At 62.3% G+C, this 17,653-nt stretch carries 16 protein-coding genes; 8 read left to right on the top strand and 8 right to left on the bottom strand.

The window, feature by feature from the left end:
* Nucleotides 1-279 precede the first annotated feature (279 nt).
* The 5 genes from IB238_RS09635 to IB238_RS09655 all read left to right on the top strand — a co-directional run bounded on the left by IB238_RS09635 (nt 280) and on the right by IB238_RS09655 (nt 5,715).
* Entirely contained in the window at nt 280-438 is a 159-nt protein-coding gene (locus IB238_RS09635) for a hypothetical protein (RefSeq protein ID WP_192245667.1), read from the top strand.
* 133 nt (nt 439-571) lie between these two features.
* Complete coding sequence (locus IB238_RS09640) at nt 572-1,171, top strand: SCO family protein (protein WP_192245669.1); 600 nt, start codon at nt 572-574, stop codon at nt 1,169-1,171.
* Nucleotides 1,172-1,183: 12 nt separating this feature from the next.
* Nucleotides 1,184-2,308, top strand: a complete 1,125-nt coding sequence (locus IB238_RS09645; RefSeq protein ID WP_192245671.1) for an NAD(P)/FAD-dependent oxidoreductase — start codon at nt 1,184-1,186, stop codon at nt 2,306-2,308.
* Nucleotides 2,309-2,406: 98 nt separating this feature from the next.
* Nucleotides 2,407-3,285 (top strand): 50S ribosomal protein L11 methyltransferase, encoded by an 879-nt coding sequence (locus tag IB238_RS09650; protein WP_192245673.1) that lies wholly within the window; start codon nt 2,407-2,409, stop codon nt 3,283-3,285.
* A gap of 588 nt (nt 3,286-3,873) precedes the next feature.
* Complete coding sequence (locus IB238_RS09655) at nt 3,874-5,715, top strand: aminopeptidase P family protein (RefSeq protein WP_192245675.1); 1,842 nt, start codon at nt 3,874-3,876, stop codon at nt 5,713-5,715.
* A 35-nt stretch (nt 5,716-5,750) separates the two neighbouring features.
* On the opposite strand, the gene IB238_RS09660 is transcribed toward IB238_RS09655, so the two are convergent.
* The 3 genes from IB238_RS09660 to IB238_RS09670 form a co-directional block, all read right to left on the bottom strand.
* The gene (locus IB238_RS09660; protein ID WP_192245677.1) at nt 5,751-6,143 is read right to left on the bottom strand and encodes a GFA family protein; all 393 of its coding nucleotides are present in this window, start codon (nt 6,141-6,143) and stop codon (nt 5,751-5,753) included.
* A 138-nt stretch (nt 6,144-6,281) separates the two neighbouring features.
* On the bottom strand, nt 6,282-6,596 hold the full coding sequence (locus IB238_RS09665) for an AzlD family protein (RefSeq protein ID WP_192245679.1): 315 nt from the start codon (nt 6,594-6,596) through the stop codon (nt 6,282-6,284).
* 1 nt (nt 6,597) lies between these two features.
* Nucleotides 6,598-7,308, bottom strand: coding sequence for an AzlC family ABC transporter permease (locus IB238_RS09670; RefSeq protein ID WP_192245681.1), 711 nt, complete (start codon nt 7,306-7,308; stop codon nt 6,598-6,600).
* Between the two features lie 142 nt (nt 7,309-7,450).
* Here IB238_RS09670 and IB238_RS09675 point away from each other — a divergent pair, with 142 nt between their 5' ends.
* Nucleotides 7,451-7,705, top strand: a complete 255-nt coding sequence (locus IB238_RS09675; RefSeq protein WP_192245683.1) for a DUF2164 domain-containing protein — start codon at nt 7,451-7,453, stop codon at nt 7,703-7,705.
* A 7-nt stretch (nt 7,706-7,712) separates the two neighbouring features.
* Here IB238_RS09675 and panB read toward each other — a convergent pair whose 3' ends face one another.
* Entirely contained in the window at nt 7,713-8,543 is an 831-nt protein-coding gene (panB, locus tag IB238_RS09680) for a 3-methyl-2-oxobutanoate hydroxymethyltransferase (RefSeq protein WP_192245685.1), read from the bottom strand.
* Between the two features lie 13 nt (nt 8,544-8,556).
* Nucleotides 8,557-9,420 (bottom strand): pantoate--beta-alanine ligase, encoded by an 864-nt coding sequence (panC, locus tag IB238_RS09685; RefSeq protein WP_192245687.1) that lies wholly within the window; start codon nt 9,418-9,420, stop codon nt 8,557-8,559.
* Nucleotides 9,421-9,714: 294 nt separating this feature from the next.
* On the opposite strand from panC, the gene IB238_RS09690 reads away from it, so the two are divergent.
* Nucleotides 9,715-11,742, top strand: a complete 2,028-nt coding sequence (locus IB238_RS09690) for a DEAD/DEAH box helicase (RefSeq protein WP_192245689.1) — start codon at nt 9,715-9,717, stop codon at nt 11,740-11,742.
* Nucleotides 11,743-11,963: 221 nt separating this feature from the next.
* The gene (locus IB238_RS09695) at nt 11,964-12,704 is read left to right on the top strand and encodes a PAS domain-containing protein (RefSeq protein WP_192245691.1); all 741 of its coding nucleotides are present in this window, start codon (nt 11,964-11,966) and stop codon (nt 12,702-12,704) included.
* Nucleotides 12,705-12,726: 22 nt separating this feature from the next.
* Here IB238_RS09695 and ligA read toward each other — a convergent pair whose 3' ends face one another.
* The 3 genes from ligA to IB238_RS09710 form a co-directional block, all read right to left on the bottom strand.
* Nucleotides 12,727-14,880: an NAD-dependent DNA ligase LigA gene (gene ligA / locus IB238_RS09700; RefSeq protein WP_192245692.1), complete on the bottom strand. Its 2,154-nt coding sequence runs from the start codon at nt 14,878-14,880 to the stop codon at nt 12,727-12,729.
* A gap of 145 nt (nt 14,881-15,025) precedes the next feature.
* The gene (recN, locus tag IB238_RS09705) at nt 15,026-16,696 is read right to left on the bottom strand and encodes a DNA repair protein RecN (RefSeq protein WP_192245694.1); all 1,671 of its coding nucleotides are present in this window, start codon (nt 16,694-16,696) and stop codon (nt 15,026-15,028) included.
* A gap of 20 nt (nt 16,697-16,716) precedes the next feature.
* Complete coding sequence (locus IB238_RS09710; RefSeq protein ID WP_192245696.1) at nt 16,717-17,580, bottom strand: outer membrane protein assembly factor BamD; 864 nt, start codon at nt 17,578-17,580, stop codon at nt 16,717-16,719.
* Between the last annotated feature and the right edge of the window lie 73 nt (nt 17,581-17,653).

Raw genomic sequence — 17,653 nt, forward strand, 5'->3', positions numbered from 1 at the left:
ACTCTTCCCAGTTTTCGGCGGCAGGATCGCAAATGCGCGGGAGGCCTTGCGGCCTGCGGACCTCATGCCCGAGGGGCCGGACGCGGCCCATACGCTCCCGGAGCCTTGCAGAGAGAGATTAAACAATCGCTAAGCGCCGGAGCTGGAAATGGCGGATTTTGAGGCATTTGGCAGTAATCTCAACCGCCAATACCTTCTGTTGCGGCACTTCTCATCGCACGCCAAAAAGGCTCAACTGCCCTCATTCCAGTTCGAGTCGACATGCGCTAGGATGTCTTCATGGTTACGAACCGCCTCACCGTCCGCTCCGGCATAGCGTTTACTCTTGCGCTTGCGTTCCTCGCCGTGCTTTTCTCACTGGCTTTTGCCGGATGGATCGGCCATGGGTCGGCGATCCTGCTTTCAATGGCAGAGACCGGTCTTTCCTGGTGCTTCTGAGCTTTCCGCGATCACATTGTTGCGAGCATGCGGTTGCGGCGATACGCGCATTTGCCCGGCCGCCTTTGGCGAACTATGACTGCAATGAAGTCGCTCACAACCGAGGCGACAGTCATATATCGCGGATAGTTTCATGAAGACGGTACGTATCGCGCTTTGGATTGCCATAGCCCTCCTTGCCGGCCTCCTCGGCTGGTTGACCCTGGAAATGTCGAAGACTGACGAAAAGCTTGCTGAAGGTCCCTTCGGCGTTCCGTTCAGCCTTATCGCACAGGACGGCCAACCGATCACAGAGAAGGCCTTCACCGGCAAGCCGACGGCCCTTTTCTTCGGCTTCACCCACTGCCCCGAGGTTTGCCCGACGACCCTGTTCGAGCTCGACGGGTGGCTCGCCAAGGTTGATCCCGACGGCTCGAAAATGCAGGCCTATATGGTCACGGTCGATCCGGAACGCGACACGTCGGAAATCCTGGGAAGCTATGTTTCCAATGTTTCCAAGCGCATTACCGGCATTTCCGGTCCGGTCGACCAGGTCATGGATATGGTGAAGGGTTTCCGCGTTTACGCCCGCAAGGTACCGGTGGATGAAAAGGATCCGACCGGCGAGTACACGATGGACCACACCGCTTCGGTCTTCCTGCTTGATCGCGAAGGGCGCTTCCGAGGCACCATCGCCTATGGCGAGAACCCCGATGTTGCCGTACAAAAGCTGGAGAACCTCATCAAGGGATAGGGATTCTGGGTCATGGTTTCACGCGCCGACATTTCGATCCTCATCGCCGGCGCGGGACCAGTTGGTCTCACACTTGCACTTGAATTGGCCAGACGCGGAATCAAGCCGCGTATAGTGACCCAGACCGATGCCCCTGTTTCGGAAAGCGAGAGTCGCGCGCTCGGCATCAATGCGCGAACACTGATGCTTCTCGGGCCATCGGGCGTTGCCGAGCGGATACGAGAACAGGCGCTGCCGATCGAGGGCCTTCGCCTGACGTCGCAGGGCACCCCCCTGCTGACCATTCACACGAACAAGTTCCGTGGGAACGCCGCTGCCCTGAGCATCCTGCCGCAGGGCGTCACGGAACGCCTGCTGCTCGAACAACTGCGCACGTTCGAGGTTGAGCCCGAGTGGCACACGACTGTGAACACGGTGGAGGGCGGCGCAGAAGCACCCGAGGTCACGCTCATTCGTAAAGACGACAGCGGCGAAACGGTGAGACCCACAATCCTGATGGGTGCCGACGGCGCCCATTCGATCGTGCGCAAATCCTGCGGCTTCACTTTTCCGGGCGAGGCGCTGGATAATGAATTCTTCTTGGCCGACTATGCCTATGACACGCCGGTCGACGTTAGCTACGCGCGGGTGGATTTCACCAATCCCGGCGTGCTTGGCTGCATTCCGGTCCGCGCCAACGTCTTGCGCTACATCTCGACCTTGCCAGACTTCGAGGACCGGATCGTCCATCCCCGCGATCCGGTCGAGCAGACCTGGCGATCGGATTTCAATGTGAGTTTCAGGCACGTCGAAAAGATGTCGATCGGCCGCGTCTATCTCGCCGGCGATGCGGCTCATATCCATTCGCCGGTCGGGGCGCGCGGCATGAATCTCGGCATAGAAGATGCCTGCTGGCTTGCCTGGCTCATTTCCGAAGGGCGCGAAGTAGAATACTCGGATCTGCGCCTGCCGGCCGTCCGCGGCGTACTTCGCCAGACCCGGATGCTGACGACGCTTGCCACAATGGAACGCCCGGCCGCTCTCATGCTGCGCAAACGGCTGCTTCCGCTGATGGCCCATCTCCCCTTCGCCGAGCGCGGACTCGTTAAGGGGATCGCTGGCATGGACACGCCGCATCCTCCCTGGATCACGCACTGATCGGCTTTGCGACATGGGGCAAGTCATGATAGCGCATGCCGGAAATCAAACGGCCAGGGCATAGCCAGTCCGGCCAACGCTACAGGGACTGCCCGACCGTGAGTGAAATCCGCCTTTTCATCAGTACGACCGAGAAGAATGCCGAAGCGATCCTCGCCCTGATGTCCGATGCCTTCGAGGAAGAAGGCTACGCTATCGCCACCATGGAGATCGACGAGAAGGCCGACATCTGGGAGGCCTCCCTCTATCTGATGGCTGACGAGGAAGAGGAGATGCGCGAGCGCTTCGCAGCCATCGTGCAGGAGGATTTCCCCAATGCCACCATCGAGCGGGAAGACATCCCCGACGTCGACTGGATCGCCAAGTCACTGGAAGGGTTGCAGCCGGTGCGCGCTGGTCGGTTCGTGGTCCATGGCTCGCATGATCGTGGCACGCCGCGCGCGGGCGAGATCGCCATAGAAATTGATGCTGGCCAGGCTTTCGGCACCGGCCACCACGGCACGACGGCGGGTTGCCTGGAAGTAATCGAGACCGTCATGCGCTCGACGAAGATCCGCTCCGCGCTCGACCTCGGCACCGGCAGCGGCGTGTTGGCGATCGCCGCCCGTAAACTCGCCCCCGTTCCGGTACTTGCGACCGACATCGATCCGATCGCAACGAAAGTGGCCCGCGAAAACGTCCGCATCAACGGGATCGCCAGCGGTATCACCCTGGAAACCGCGCCTGGATTCCATCACACGGCCTTCCGCCGCCACGGCCCGTTCGACCTGATCATCGCCAATATCCTCGCCCGGCCCCTGATGCGGATGGCGCCACAGCTCGTGGCGCATCTTGCGCCCGGCGGACACGTCGTCCTTTCCGGCATCCTCGCCAATCAGCGCTGGAAAGTCCTTTCGGCCTACAACGCCGTGGGTCTGCGGCATGTCCGCACGATCTGGCGCAACGGTTGGGTGACGATCCACCTCGACAGGCCCTGAATGGCGTCCGCAACCTTTCGGATTCGATTGCACGCATTCGCCCCTCTGCCATTTCGCATGTCTGCCGAAACTGGTTTCCACTTTCGGCAGACATGTTTGAAAAAGAAAAACCTCCCGGCCGTGCAGAAATACGGCCGGGAGGTTCTGGAAAGAGAAAGGCGGTGCCAAAGGCACCGCCTAGGACCGGCAAGCCGGCCTGTCCGCGAGCTTAAGGAGGAGGAGGCTCTAGCGGACTCTAAGTGCTCCGAACGCCTACCCGGAGGAGGGAGGAGGAGTGACCGGACAAGCGTCTGGTCGGAACACCTAGCTCTATCGCCTTTCGGCGAAACTTTCATTTCACTTTCGTTTCGAACGCAAATCGCGTTCGCTTCGTTGAGCGCTTTATAACCGAAACAAAAATTAAAGACAGCAGTATTTGGGAATGGGAGCCATGCGTTTAGCGCATGGGAAGAGCGGCGGCTTACCGTCTTTCAACAACCTCGTGGCGATATCGGCTTGCACGGTGAACAATGCACCCGCCCGCGATTTCACTTCGTCGGCAGTTGCTCTAAAGTCGTGGCGAGTCCAGTTACACCCGGAAGTCAGATCATGTTCCAGAGTTTCGACGTCACCTCTACCCCGCAGTTCGGCCGCGAGCGTGCCGACGCACTACGCGCCACCTTCGACACGCTTGGCATCGACGGTTTTCTCGTGCCCCGCGCCGACGAGTTCCAGGGAGAGTACGTACCGAAGAGCGCCGAACGGCTGTCCTGGCTGACGGGCTTTACCGGCTCTGCTGGTGTTGCACTGATCACGCGTGGCGAAGCGATCGTGTACGTCGACGGCCGCTATGTGACACAACTCGCCGAGCAGGTGGATGGCAGCGTCTTCAAGGGCGGCGATCTCGTCAACGAACCGCCGCACAAATGGCTCCCCACACACGTGACCAAGGGCTTTCGCCTCGGGATCGACCCCTGGCTGCACACCGGAGCCGAGGTGCGCAAGCTGGAGAAGGCGCTGAAGGAAATCGACGGCGCGCTGGTTCAGCTCGGTCACAACCCGCTCGATCGGATATGGGCAGAGCGTCCCGCCGAGCCGCTCGGGCGTGTGCGCATCCAGCCCCAGGAGTTCGCCGGCAAGCTGGCCAAGGACAAGATCGCGGAGATGGCGACGAAGGTTGGCGAGGCAGGCGCCGATGCGCTCGCCATCACGGATCCGTCCACAATCGCCTGGCTGTTCAACGTCCGTGGCAGCGACGTGCCGCACACCCCGCACCCCCTCGCCCGCGCCATCCTGCATGCGAATGGCAAGGCCGAGCTCTTCATCGACAAGCGCAGGACGGGCATCGAGGAAGAAGCCTACCTCACCCAGCTTGCCGACTTCCTGCCGCCCTCCGAGTTCGAAGGGCACATTTCGGCTCTTTCCAGCGCGGGTAAGAAGATCCAGATCGACCCGGACCAGGCGCCGTTTGCACTCGCCGAAGCAATCCGCTCTGCCGGCGGCACGGTGATCGAAGCAGCAGACCCCGCGCGCCTCCCTCGCGCCTGCAAGAACGAGGTGGAGCTTGCAGGGTCGGCCAAGGCGCACCTGCAGGATGGCGCGGCGGTGGTGGAATTCCTCGCCTGGCTCGACTCCGGCCGCCCCGGAACGCTGACCGAGATTGACGTGACGAAGAAGCTGGAGGCCTGCCGCGCTGCCGTCGGCGAGCGCATGCAGAACCCGCTCAAGGACATCTCCTTCGACACGATTTCCGGCGCCGGCGCCCATGCCGCGATCATGCACTACCGCGTGACTACCGACACGGATACGAAACTCGAAGAAGGAACGCTGTTCCTGATCGATTCAGGCGCGCAATACATCAACGGCACGACCGACATCACCCGCACGGTCGCAATCGGCAACGTGCCGGAGGAACAAAAGCGTTTCTTCACGCTCGTCCTGAAGGGCATGATCGCCATCAGCACCGCGCGCTTCCCCAAGGGCACGCGCGGCTGCGATCTGGACCCGCTCGCCCGCATCGCGCTTTGGAAGGCCGGTGCGGATTTCGCCCACGGCACAGGCCACGGCGTCGGCTCCTATCTTTCCGTTCACGAGGGACCGCAGCGCATCGCCCGGCTCTCAACCCAGGAACTGCTGCCGGGTATGATCCTCTCGAACGAGCCAGGCTACTATCGACCCGGCAGCTTCGGCATCCGCATCGAGAACCTGATCTACACGCTTCCCGCCACGCCAGTTGAAGGCGGCGATCTCGATATGCTCGGCTTCGAAACGCTAACCTTCTGCCCGATCGACAAGCGGCTGATCCTGACGGAACTCCTGACCCGCGAGGAATTGCACTGGATCGACGCGTATCATGCGCAGACGCGCGAGGCGCTGATGCCGTTGATCGAGGATGCTAAAGTGCGCGATTGGCTGACTGCCGCGACCGCGCCGTTCAGCCACGGCGTCTGAGGTATCGGCACCTTCGCACTGTCCGTTCGTATGAACTAATCCTCAAAGCGGCTCGTGGCATCACGATCGCGGTCGTATCGATTCTTGAGCGGAAACGGCGGCAACCAGGATTCGCGACGGACTGTCCAGAGTTCGTAGGTCGGCATGAGTTGGTCAGGGGTATCAAGGGATCCCAGGTTCACTTCGATTTCGTCTTCGGTACGCGCGAATACGGGCGAACCACAGCGGGGACAGAAAAACCGCCCGGCGTAGTCGCTTGTTTCGCCTTCGATCGTCACCGCATCCTGAGGGAATATCGCGGAAGCATGAAAAAGGGCTCCATGATGTTTGCGGCAGTCGAGGCAATGACAAAGGCCGACCCGGTATGGACGTCCGGATGCAACAATTCGAACGTCGCCGCATAGGCAACCACCGCTGAACCGGTCCATGCTGCATCTCCCCTGAAATCAAGCGGCGAAATGAGTACAACGTGCAGCATCTTCATCGCAATTACCCGCCGCGGACAAGAGGCCTCAGCCACTCGCACCTCCCGGTCCCAGGATCGGCAGGCATATCACATAATGCCGCTACCCGCCGAACGCGTAGCGCATCAGCATGACCGCGCACCAGCCAACGAAAAGCATGGGCAGGATGGAAAGGCGAAGGCTGGCGATCAGGGCGGCGGCCATGGCGACCTGCACATCCGGCCCTCCGGTGAAGAAGGCCGGTGCGACGAGTGTCGTCAGGACTGCCGCCGGCACGGCGTTCAGCGCCGCTTCAAGACGGGGCGGGATCGACTTCATCTGCGTCATCATCACGTAGCCGCCGATGCGCGTCAGGAAGGTCGCAACGGCGCCTGCGAGGATGATGAGCACCATATCTGTGTGGAAGTACGCCTCCATGTCAGGCCTCCCGTGTCGCTTCGTGTTTAGCCGTGCGCTTCACCGGAAGCGCTGCCGCTAGCAGCATGCCGGCGACCGCGCCGATGCTGACGTGCCAGGGCGAGCCGACGGTGTGGTAGGCGATCACCGAGGCGGCACCGCTCATCGCGACGATCGGCAGGAAATTCGGCCGCTTGCGGAAGCCGAGCACCAGCGCCATGAAATAGATCGGCAGCAGCACATCGATGCCGATCAGCTTCGGATCGCCGATCAACTGACCGAAGATACCACCGAGCACGGTCAACACCTGCCACGGCACATAGATCATGGCCCCATAGCCGAGGTACCACCAAAAGCTCACCCTGCGCCCCGACTCGCCCCAATTGACCGTCTCGGCAAACTGCGGATCGGTCAGCAGGAAGAACGCGAAGAACTTCTCGATCAGTGTGAAATGCCGCACATAGGGCACGATCGCCGCCGAATAGAGAATGTGCCGGAAGTTCACCGCAAAAATCGACAGCACGATGATCCAGGGCTCGATCTTCTGGCCGAACAGTTCGATGCCAACGAGCTGGCTCGCACCGGCGAACATGGTGAGGCTCATCAGAGCCGCCTCGGCAATCGTCTGGCCGTTTGCGACCGCAACCGCGCCAAACAGGGCGCCGAACGGGGCGGCAGAAATGCACACCGGCGTCGCAATGCGCATACCTTCGATGAAATCAGCCTTGCTCAAGGGGAGTGCCTTTCGTTGACCGGCCCCCTCTATTCCCACCAAGCGTTCAGGGCAATTGAATTAGGCTGATGCATTCATTGATTTTGCTGAACCGTATCCGTAGGCTCCGCTATCTCTACCGCTGGCTGGAGGAATGGCACCTATGAAAAAGCTCGAGCTCCCCAAACAGGAAAAAGCGGACATCGTCCGCGCCATCCAGGTCTATTTCACCGAGGAGCTCGAACAGGACATCGGCACGCTCCCGGCCGAGCTTTTGCTGGACTTCCTCTCGGGGCAGATCGGCCCGCATCATTACAATCGCGGCCTGCGCGACGCGCACACTGCACTGCTTGGCAAGATGGAGGAACTTGCCGACGCCCTCTATCGCCTGGAGGAACAGAGGGACATCAGGCGCTGACCGGCGCTCAGGCTGTCTTGCTCTTCACCTGGAAGGTATGCTCCTGTCCCGGGAAGGTCCGCGCCTTGACTTCTTCTGCGTAAGCCGCAAAGGCCTCGCTCATCAGCGGTGCCAGATTGGCGAAGTGCTTGACAAAGCGCGGCTTGAAATCCGTGAAGATGCCGAGTGCATCGTCCACCACCAGAACCTGCCCGTCACAGGCCGGCGATGCGCCGATACCGATCGTGGGCGCCCTCAATTGGCCGCTGATTTCGCGCGCAAGCGGCTCGACCGTTCCCTCCACTACGATGGCGAATGCGCCGGCATCGTCGATGGCCTTGGCATCGCGGCGGATCTTGTCGGCTTCCTTGTCGCTGCGGCCGAGCGAGCGGTAGCCGCCGGTCGTATTGATCAGCTGCGGCATGAGGCCGACATGACCAAGCACGGGGATGCCGCGCTGGGTCAGGAACGCCACCGTTTCCGCCATTTCCGCGCCGCCTTCGAGCTTGATGGCGCTGCAGCCGGTTTCCTTCAGCACGCGGGCCGCACTCCGGAAGGCCTGTTCCTTCGATTCCTGATAGGCCCCGAACGGCAGATCCACGACGACACAGGCATTGCTGGAGCCCCGCATGACAGCCTGGCCATGCGCGATCATCATTTCCAGTGTCACACCGACGGTGGAATCGAGGCCATAGAGCACCATGCCGAGCGAGTCGCCGACCAGCATGAAGTCCACATGCGGATCCATCAGCTTGGCGATCGGCGTCGTATAGGCCGTAAGGCTGACAATGGGGCGCTGGCCCTTGAGGGCGGCTATGTCCGCGGGGGCAAGACGCCGTTTCGATACGTGTACGCTCATCGTCAGACTACCTTTACTGCTTGACCGTATTCGTGCCGATGACCCGGTTATCGAGCAGCTTCGTGCTCCCAAACCGGATGAAAAGCAACAATAGAACAGGTTTCTCGCCGATTTCGGCGATTTGTGCGAGCGTCTCCGGGTCCCGCAGCGCGACAACCTCCGGTTCCGCCAGCGGCTCGGTCGAGACAAAGGCCCTAACAGCCGCCTCGACCTTGCCGGCATCCTTCTCTCCGGCTGCGATCAGCCTTTCAGCCTCGTCCAGCGCGCGTGGCACGATCACGGCGGCAGCGCGCTGCTCCGGCGAGAGATAGACGTTGCGGGAGGAACAGGCGAGCCCGTCCGATTCCCGCACTGTCGGCACGCCGATCACCTCGACCGGCTGTGCAAGGTCTTCGACCATGCGGCGGATGATCGCCAGTTGCTGGAAATCCTTTTCGCCGAAATAGCCGCGTGTCGGCCCGACGATATTGAAAAGCTTGGTGACGACCGTGCTGACGCCCGCAAAATGTCCTGGCCTCACCTCGCCCTCGAGCTTGGAGCCGAGCGTGGACACGTCAACGACAGTCTCCATCGGGCGCGGATACATGTCTGACACGCCAGGTGCGAAGAGGAAGTCGACGCCGCCCTGTTCGAGCATCAATTGATCGCGCGGCAAATCGCGCGGATAGCGCCCAAGATCCTCGTTTGCGCCGAATTGCAGCGGATTGACAAAGATCGAGGCGACAACAATGTCATTTTCGATGCGTGAACGACGCACCAGCTCCATGTGGCCAATGTGGAGATAGCCCATGGTGGGAACGAGCCCGATCGACTTTCCGGCCGCACGATAGGGCGCGAGTGCCGCGCGCAATCCCGCGATCGTCGTGATGGTCTGCATCCGTCGGATCCTCCAATCCATCAACGCCCTCTCCCTGGGCGCCCGCCACCGTTGCATCTTGGCTTTTTTGCGGCAGCGCCGCTTTCTATCTTGTGCAGCGCAAAAAGACAATCGACAACGTGGTTTCAGGCCCTTGTTCGGGCGATGTTCGCATATGCAATATTGTCGCTGTACTTTTCGGCCGCTTCGCAGTAGGTACACGTCCAAATGGTCGGCCGCATGTAGGCCGATGCGCGATCCGGCGCCCTCTTACCATCAGGGTTCCGCGAAACGACACTATCCGAAAGACCCGAGATGACCGAATACGAAGGCCTCGCTCCGGCGATGGCGAGCGCGTTGGCAAAACGCGGCTACACCACCCTGACCCCCGTGCAGAAGGCCGTTTCCGATCCGAAACTGACCGGGTCCGACGTTCTGGTCTCGGCCCAGACCGGCTCGGGCAAGACCGTTGCCTTCGGCCTGGCGCTCGCCCCGACGCTGCTTGAGGGTAACGACCGCTTCAGCCCGGCTGCGCGCCCCCTGGCACTGGCGATCGCCCCGACGCGTGAACTGGCCCTGCAGGTGAAGCGCGAACTCGAATGGCTCTACGGCGAGACCGGTGCGGTGATCGCCTCCTGCGTCGGCGGCATGGACATACGCAACGAACGCCGGGCGCTCGACCGCGGTGCACAGATCGTCGTCGGCACGCCGGGGCGCCTGCGCGACCACATAGACCGCGGCTCGCTCGACCTTTCCGAGCTGCGCGCCGTCGTCCTCGACGAAGCCGACGAGATGCTCGACCTCGGGTTCCGAGAAGATCTGGAATTCATCCTGGAAGCAGCCCCCGAAGAACGGCGCACGCTGATGTTCTCTGCGACCGTGCCACGCGCGATCGAGGAACTGGCGCGCAGCTACCAGCGCGACGCCATCCGCGTATCGACCGCGGCCGAACGCGGCCAGCACGTCGACATCGAGTACCGCGCGCTTGCCGTCACCCCTTCCGACCGGGAAAACGCGATCATCAACGTGCTGCGCTACTACGAAGCGCAAACGGCGATCGTGTTCTGCTCGACGCGAGCGGCCGTCAACCATCTGACCGCCCGCTTCAACAACCGCGGCTTCTCCGTCGTGGCCCTGTCTGGCGAACTGTCACAGAATGAGCGCACCCATGCCCTGCAAGCGATGCGCGACGGTCGTGCCCGAGTCTGCATCGCCACGGACGTGGCCGCCCGCGGCATCGACCTGCCCAACCTGGAACTCGTCATCCACGCCGACCTGCCGACCAATCCGGAAACGCTGCTGCACCGCAGTGGCCGCACCGGCCGCGCAGGCCGTAAGGGTGTCAGCGCGCTGATCGTCCCCCTCCCCGCCATTCGCAAGGCCGAGCGCCTGCTTGGCGGCGCCAAGATCAAGGCGGAATGGGCCTCGCCTCCGTCAGCCGACGCGATCCTGCAACGCGACGACGAGCGGCTGCTGGCCGATCCGGTCTTGAGCGAAGCGATTGCCGAGGACGAAAACGCCTTCGTCGATACGCTGCTTGCCGCCGTCGAGCCCCGGCAGATCGCCGCGGCTTTCGCCAGGCTCTATCGCGCCGGCCGTTCGGCGCCGGAAGACTTGAGAGAGGTTAACCTCGACCAGCGGCGCGCCCCTCGGGAACGCACTCATGCAGACGGAGCAGAGCCAACGCCGCGACGCCCGCGCGAAGAGTTTGGCCCGAGCCGTTGGTTCTCCATTTCTGTCGGACGCAAGCAGAACGCCGAGCCGCGCTGGCTGATTCCGATGCTCTGCCGGAACGGCAACCTCACCAAGAATGAGATCGGCGCGATCAAAATGCAGCAGGAAGAGACGTACGTGGAGCTTTCCGCAGATGTCGCCGAGGCATTTCTCGCCAAGGTCGGGCCGAAGCGTCTGTTGGAGCAAGGTATACGCGTGACACCACTGGAAGGCACGCCCGACCTGACTGGCAAACCCCGCGGCAAGCCTGCGTTCGATAAGCCGGATCGCTTCCGGAAAGAGCGCGACTACGGAGGCGAGCGCGACGGGGGCAAGCCGAAGCGCAAGTTCGACAAATTCGAAAAGCGCCCCGCTGCGGCAGAAACCAGCGACAGGCCGTTCCGCAAGGATGCGGCCAAGGGCCCGCGCACCGCAGGAAATTCTGACGAGGCCCCCGCCTGGAACAAGCCAAGCTTCGGGAAGAAGACCTCCCAGGGCAAGGAGTTCCACGGCAAGGATGACAGGGGCTTCAAGGAGGGCGGCTTCAAAGGCAAGGGGCCACGTGCGAAGGGCGCGCCGGGCGACGCTCCGATCGCCAAAAAGAAGAAGGCAAAGAAATCCAACGGATAACGGAAGCCATTCCACGGGCGCCAAATGAGCGCGCCGGTGGCTTAGGCAGGCTCGTTCAGGCCGCACCTGTAGGACAGGACAGCTCTGGTTGGGCAACTCCTGAGTGATTGCCGCCTTCGATGACTGGCGAAGTGCGAAACCGATTTTCGCTTCACCAAAGGGTCGAACCCGCCTATCCTCGCCACAACCGGAAAGGTTGTCGAATCGGGTCGGCGGGGCGAATGGCAGATACGGAATCTCATAGCGGGCGCACAGGGCCTGCCCACAGGACCATGGAGCGCCTGACGGAGGCTTTCTGGGAGCACTATCGCCGCCTTCAGGACGCTGTTTCAGCCGACAACACGCCGCTCGTCCATCGTCTCGATCGTGAACTGACCTCTTCCCTGACCGCGCTTGTCGATCACCAGACGAGCGATGCGGCGGAACAGCAAGCCCAATTCACGTCGCTGCTGCGCCTGCTTCGCGAGGAAGCGGACGATGCCTCCAGCGTGCGCAGCAATGCCGATCTGATCGAGGCGCTCCTGCGGCGCTACATCACCGTACGCACCCACCCGACAGACAACGGCGGTCTACCTGCATTGCCAGCACCGATCCGCAACGGCGTGCTCGACGTGGGCCAACTCGACACCTTGCCGGAACGCGTGTCGGTCGTCACGACCGACTACCGCTATCTCTATGCCAATGCCACCGACGCAGCGCGACTGAACCGCAAACCACACGAACTCGTCGGGCGCCATGTCCGCGACATCGTCGGCGCAGCCCGGTTCGACGCCCGGATCAAGACCAATCTCGACCGTTGCTTTTCCGGAGAAACGGTCGAGCACACCAATGCGCGCGAAATGGACGGCAAGGTGGTGGTGATCCGCCGCAGGCTGACGCCTTGCTATGCCGAAGACCAGCCCCTGATCGGTGCGCTCGTCGTCATCCAGGAAGGCCCCGACCGCCGCCAGCGTTCAGCCTGAACGGCACATCACGCGATAACCATCAGGCCTTGACCCGCTCGAGCCACTGGTCCTCGTCGATCACCTCGACGCCGAATTCGCGCGCCTTGTCGAGCTTCGAGCCCGCACCCGGCCCTGCGACGACGAGGTCGGTCTTTTTCGAGACGGAGCCCGAGACCTTGGCGCCAAGCCGCTCGGCCATGGCCTTGGCCTCATCGCGCGTCATCTTCTCCAAGGAACCGGTAAAGACGACGGTCTTGCCCGCGACCGGGCTGTCGCTAGTGACCGGCACTTCCGCCGGTTCGGGCGCAACTTCCAGCAACAGGCGCTCGATCACATCGATATTGCGTGGCTCCTTGTAGAACTCGACGATCGCGCGGGCGACCACCTCACCGATGCCGTCGATGCTGTTCAGTTCGTTCCACGCGTCGCCGCTGAGGGAAACCGCGTCCTTCATGCCCCGCTCGAACGCCTCATAGCTGCCGTAGGCACGGGCAAGCAGCTTCGCCGTCGTCTCTCCGACATGGCGGATGCCGAGTGCATAGATGAAGCGATTGAGCGCAATCGTACGCCGCGCGTTGATCGCCTCGTACAGCTTGCGCACGCTGACGCGGCCAAAGCCTTCGATGTTCTCGAGCTTGGTCAGAGAATCGGTCTGACGCTTCTCCAGCGTGAAGATGTCCGGCGCCGTGCGGATTGCGAGCGCCGGATCCTCTGCCTCGAAGAAGAAGTCGATCTGCTTGGATCCGAGCCCTTCAATGTCGTAGGCGTTGCGGGAAACGAAGTGCTTCAGGTGCTCGACCGCCTGCGCCCGGCAAACAAATCCGCCCGTGCAGCGCCGCACCGCATCGACCTTGCCCGATTTCTCATTGATGTCGCGCACGGCGTGACTGCCGCAGACCGGGCAGGTCTTGGGAAATCCATACGGCGTCGCGTCCGACGGCCGCTTTTCCATCACCACGTCGACGATCTGCGGGATCACGTCGCCGGCGCGCTGGACGATCACGACATCGCCGATGCGGATGTCGCGCCCCTCGCGGATCGGCTCGCCGCTATTGCCCAGGCCGCGGATATAGTCCTCGTTGTGCAGTGTCGCATTGGTGACGACGACTCCCCCGACGGTGACCGGTTCCAGTCGCGCAACCGGCGTGAGCGCCCCGGTGCGGCCGACCTGTATGTCGATTGCCGTCAGCGTCGTCACGGCCTGTTCGGCCGGGAATTTGTGCGCCGTCGCCCAGCGCGGCGAGCGGGAGCGGAAGCCGAGGCGTGCCTGCAGATCGAGCTGGTCGACCTTGTAGACCACGCCGTCGATGTCGTAGTCGAGATCCGGTCGGTCAAGACCGATCTCGCGGTAATGCGCGATGATGTCCTCGACTTTGAAAAGCCGCTTCATCAGCGGATTGACCGGAACCCCCCAGGATTTGAACGTTTCGACCATGCCGAACTGTGTGTCGGCCGGCATGTCCGACATCTCGCCCCAGGCATAGGCGAAGAAGCGGAGCTTGCGGCTCGCCGTCACCGATGCATCGAGCTGTCGCAGCGAACCGGCAGCCGTATTCCGCGGGTTGACGTAGGTCTGCTTTCCCTCCGCCGCCATCTGCGCGTTCAGCGCCTGGAAGTCGCTCTTGGCCATGTAGACTTCGCCCCGCACCTCTGCGATCGCGGGGGCACCGGCAGGCAGAACCTTCGGTATCTCGTTGATGGTGAGAATGTTGGCGGTCACGTTCTCCCCAGTCGTGCCATCGCCACGCGTGGCGGCGTTCACGAGCCGGCCGTTTTCGTAGCGGATCGACATGGAGAGCCCGTCGATCTTCGGTTCGGCGGTGAAGGCAATCGAATCGTCCGGCAAGCGGCCGAGGAAGCGATAGACGGAGGCAATGAAATCGCGCACGTCCTCGTCAGAGAAGGTGTTGTCCAACGACAGCATCGGCCGGGCGTGGACGATCGGCGCGAAGGTCGGCAGCGGAGCGGCACCCACCCGGCGGGACGGGCTGTCGGCGCGGATAAGTGCCGGAAACCGCGCCTCGATCGCCTCGTTCCGATGCTTCAGCGCGTCGTAGTCGGCATCCGAGATCGCTGGCTGATCCTTGCCATGATAGAGCTCGTCGTGCCGCGCAATCTCGGCCGCAAGGAAGGCCAGATCGGCCGCAGCCTCTTCCTCTGTCAGGTTCTCGACTGGGATCTTCTCGATTGCCATGGTTCACTCCGCGATTCCGCGAATTGTTTTAGAGCAACTGGCATGAAAGGAAAGATCAGCTATCGACGTTCCCAAAGAGATCAGGCGCATCGCCTGCGGACAAGTCTCCAGTCCGGGTGCGGTGACTGCCCGACGTCCTCGATAGCTATACGCCACCGGACAGCAACCGTGCCGCCGCCGCCCTCGCCTCTTCGGTCACCGATGCGCCGGCCAGCATGCGCGCGATCTCCTCGGTGCGAGCACCGTCGTCCATGCGCGCAACCCGGGTGGCGACAGCTTCGCTGCCTTCCACGGGCCCCTTCGAGATCAGGAGATGCGTGGCTGCGCGCGCAGCCACCTGCGGCGCGTGCGTGACGGAAAGAACCTGCACCGTCGAGGACAGGCGCTTCAGGCGCTGCCCGATCGCGTCGGCAACCGCGCCGCCGACCCCCGTATCGATTTCGTCAAAGACCAGCGTCGGTGCGGAACCACGGTCGGCGAGCGCAACCTTCAACGCCAGGAGGAAACGCGAAAGCTCACCGCCCGAAGCCACCTTCATGATCGGACCAGGGCGTGTGCCAGGATTGGTCTGGACATGAAACTCGACGGTGTCGATACCGTCCTCGCCGCCGCCATCCGGATCGGTCGTGATGTGAACCATGAAGCGCGCGCGCTCCAGCTTCAGCGCCGGAAGCTCCGCCATCACGGCAGCGGAAAGCCCATCCGCCGTATGGTGCCGGCGATCGGAAAGCGACCGCGCAGCAGCGTCAAAGCCCGCGCGCATCTCCTTCACGTTCTGCTCCAATTGGGTAAGCTTCTCTTCGCCTGCGTCGAGATCGGCGAGATCGGCGACCATTTTTGCGGCGAGCGCCGGCAATCCCGCAACGGGAACGGAGTACTTGCGCGAGGCCGCGCGCAGAGCGAACAAGCGCTCCTCCGTCCGCTCCAGGAGCTTCGGATCGAATTCCGTTTTGCGCAGCGCTGTTTCCACCGCCATCTGCGCATCGGAAAGCTGATCGACCGCACGGCCGAGCAGTTCGACAGTTTCCTCCAGCAGGCCAGGCGCCTCCTGGCTCTTGCGCTCGAGCCTCCGAACCATCGAGGCGATAACCGGCACAGGCGAAGCGTTGCCGTTGAGGAAATCGCTGGCCTCGTTGATATCGCCTGCGATGCGCTCGGCCTTCATCATGCGCGTGCGGTCCTCGGCGAGAACCTCCTCTTCGCCGTCCTGTGGCGAGAGCTTCTCCAGTTCCTCCACCGAGGACCTGAGATAGTCGGCTTCGCGGGCTGCCGCCTCTACCTTGTCGCGATGCCGGCGAAGCGCGCGTTCGGCTTCCTTCCAGCGTTGATAGAGCACCGCCACCTCGCTCACAGCCTCGCCCAGTCCGCCAAAGGCATCGAGCAGGATCCGGTGCGCATCGGTGTCTATCAGCGCCCGGTCGTCGTGCTGGCCGTGGATCTCGACGAGCCGCTGGCCGGCCTGACGCATCAATTGAACAGAGACCGGCTGGTCGTTGACATAAGCCTTGGTGCGGCCGTCCGCCGACTGCACGCGGCGGAAGATGAGATCGCCGTCGTCATCGATGCCGTTGTCGCGCAGGAGCGCCCGGGCAAAATGACCGGGCGGCACGTCAAAAACGGCCGTGACCTGGCCCTTATCGAGACCGTGGCGCACAAGCGCACCGTCCCCTCGCCCGCCAAGGGCAAGCGACAGGCTGTCGAGGAGAATAGACTTGCCAGCGCCGGTTTCACCAGTCAGCACGGATAGACCGGCATCGAACCCCAGATCAAGCCGTTCGATCAGGACAATATCGCGGATCGAAAGCTGTGCCAGCATTCAGGACCATATCTCTTTGCTCAGGCGCCGATCAGCTTTTTGCCGGCGCGCGAAATCCAGGAACCACCATTTTCACGCGGCTCCAGCCCCTTGGACTGGAGAAGCTTGTAGGAGTCCGCGTACCACTGGCTGTCCGGATAGTTATGACCGAGAACGGCCGCAGCGGTCTGCGCCTCACTGGCAAGACCCATTGCATAATAGGATTCGACGAGACGCGCGAGGGCCTCCTCGATCTGATTCGTATTGCCGTACTGCTCAACGACGGTGCGGAAGCGCGTGATGGCGGCGAGATATTCCTTCCGCTCCAGATAGTACCGGCCGACCTGCATCTCCTTGCCGGCGAGCTGGTCGCGCGCGAAGCGAATCTTGGTCTGCGCGTCTTCCACGTATTCCGATTTCGGATACTTCGTGACGACGTTCTGCATCGCCTCGATCGTCTTCGTGGCGGCCCGCTGGTCCTGCGTAACACTCGGGATCTGCTTCGCATAGGCGAGGCCGACAATGTACTGCGCGTAGGCTGCGTCTTCCGATTCCGGATAGAGGTTCAGGTAGCGATTGCCGGCGGAGATCGCTTCCTCATTCCGCCCCTGGCGATAGTTGACGAAGGCGTTCATCACGAGCGCCTTGCGGGCATATTCGGAGAACGGATGCTGGCGGTCGATCGCCTCAAACTTGCGGGATGCTTCCGTCACCTTGCCCGCGTTCAGGTTGGCAAGGCCCTGATTGTAGAGAACCTCGGGCGGATCGGTCTCGCCGGCCAACTTGGTGATGTCGATGTCGGGATCGCTCTGGCAAGCTGTCAACGCCACCGGCGTCGCGAACAGGAAGACGACGCAGGCAATCCGCGTCCATTGCTTCGCACCAACAGTCCCTGCAATATTCATCTTACAATCCCAAAATCAGCGCGGCGCCCTTGTCGAGCGCCGTCAATAGACAGCGTTCTATCCTCAAATTCGA

Source organism: Rhizobium sp. ARZ01 (assembly GCF_014851675.1).
In the GTDB taxonomy this organism is placed as follows: Bacteria; Pseudomonadota; Alphaproteobacteria; order Rhizobiales; family Rhizobiaceae; genus Mycoplana.

Coding starts and splice junctions, on each gene's coding strand:
- recN (WP_192245694.1), bottom strand. CDS start 16,696: ATGCTGGCACAGCTTTCGATCCGCGATATTGTCCTGATCGAACGGCTT.
- IB238_RS09645 (WP_192245671.1), top strand. CDS start 1,184: ATGGTTTCACGCGCCGACATTTCGATCCTCATCGCCGGCGCGGGACCA.
- IB238_RS09675 (WP_192245683.1), top strand. CDS start 7,451: ATGAAAAAGCTCGAGCTCCCCAAACAGGAAAAAGCGGACATCGTCCGC.
- IB238_RS09665 (WP_192245679.1), bottom strand. CDS start 6,596: ATGGAGGCGTACTTCCACACAGATATGGTGCTCATCATCCTCGCAGGC.
- IB238_RS09690 (WP_192245689.1), top strand. CDS start 9,715: ATGACCGAATACGAAGGCCTCGCTCCGGCGATGGCGAGCGCGTTGGCA.
- IB238_RS09660 (WP_192245677.1), bottom strand. CDS start 6,143: ATGGACCGGTTCAGCGGTGGTTGCCTATGCGGCGACGTTCGAATTGTT.
- IB238_RS09655 (WP_192245675.1), top strand. CDS start 3,874: ATGTTCCAGAGTTTCGACGTCACCTCTACCCCGCAGTTCGGCCGCGAG.
- IB238_RS09710 (WP_192245696.1), bottom strand. CDS start 17,580: ATGAATATTGCAGGGACTGTTGGTGCGAAGCAATGGACGCGGATTGCC.
- panB (WP_192245685.1), bottom strand. CDS start 8,543: ATGAGCGTACACGTATCGAAACGGCGTCTTGCCCCCGCGGACATAGCC.
- panC (WP_192245687.1), bottom strand. CDS start 9,420: ATGCAGACCATCACGACGATCGCGGGATTGCGCGCGGCACTCGCGCCC.
- IB238_RS09635 (WP_192245667.1), top strand. CDS start 280: ATGGTTACGAACCGCCTCACCGTCCGCTCCGGCATAGCGTTTACTCTT.
- IB238_RS09640 (WP_192245669.1), top strand. CDS start 572: ATGAAGACGGTACGTATCGCGCTTTGGATTGCCATAGCCCTCCTTGCC.
- IB238_RS09695 (WP_192245691.1), top strand. CDS start 11,964: ATGGCAGATACGGAATCTCATAGCGGGCGCACAGGGCCTGCCCACAGG.
- ligA (WP_192245692.1), bottom strand. CDS start 14,880: ATGGCAATCGAGAAGATCCCAGTCGAGAACCTGACAGAGGAAGAGGCT.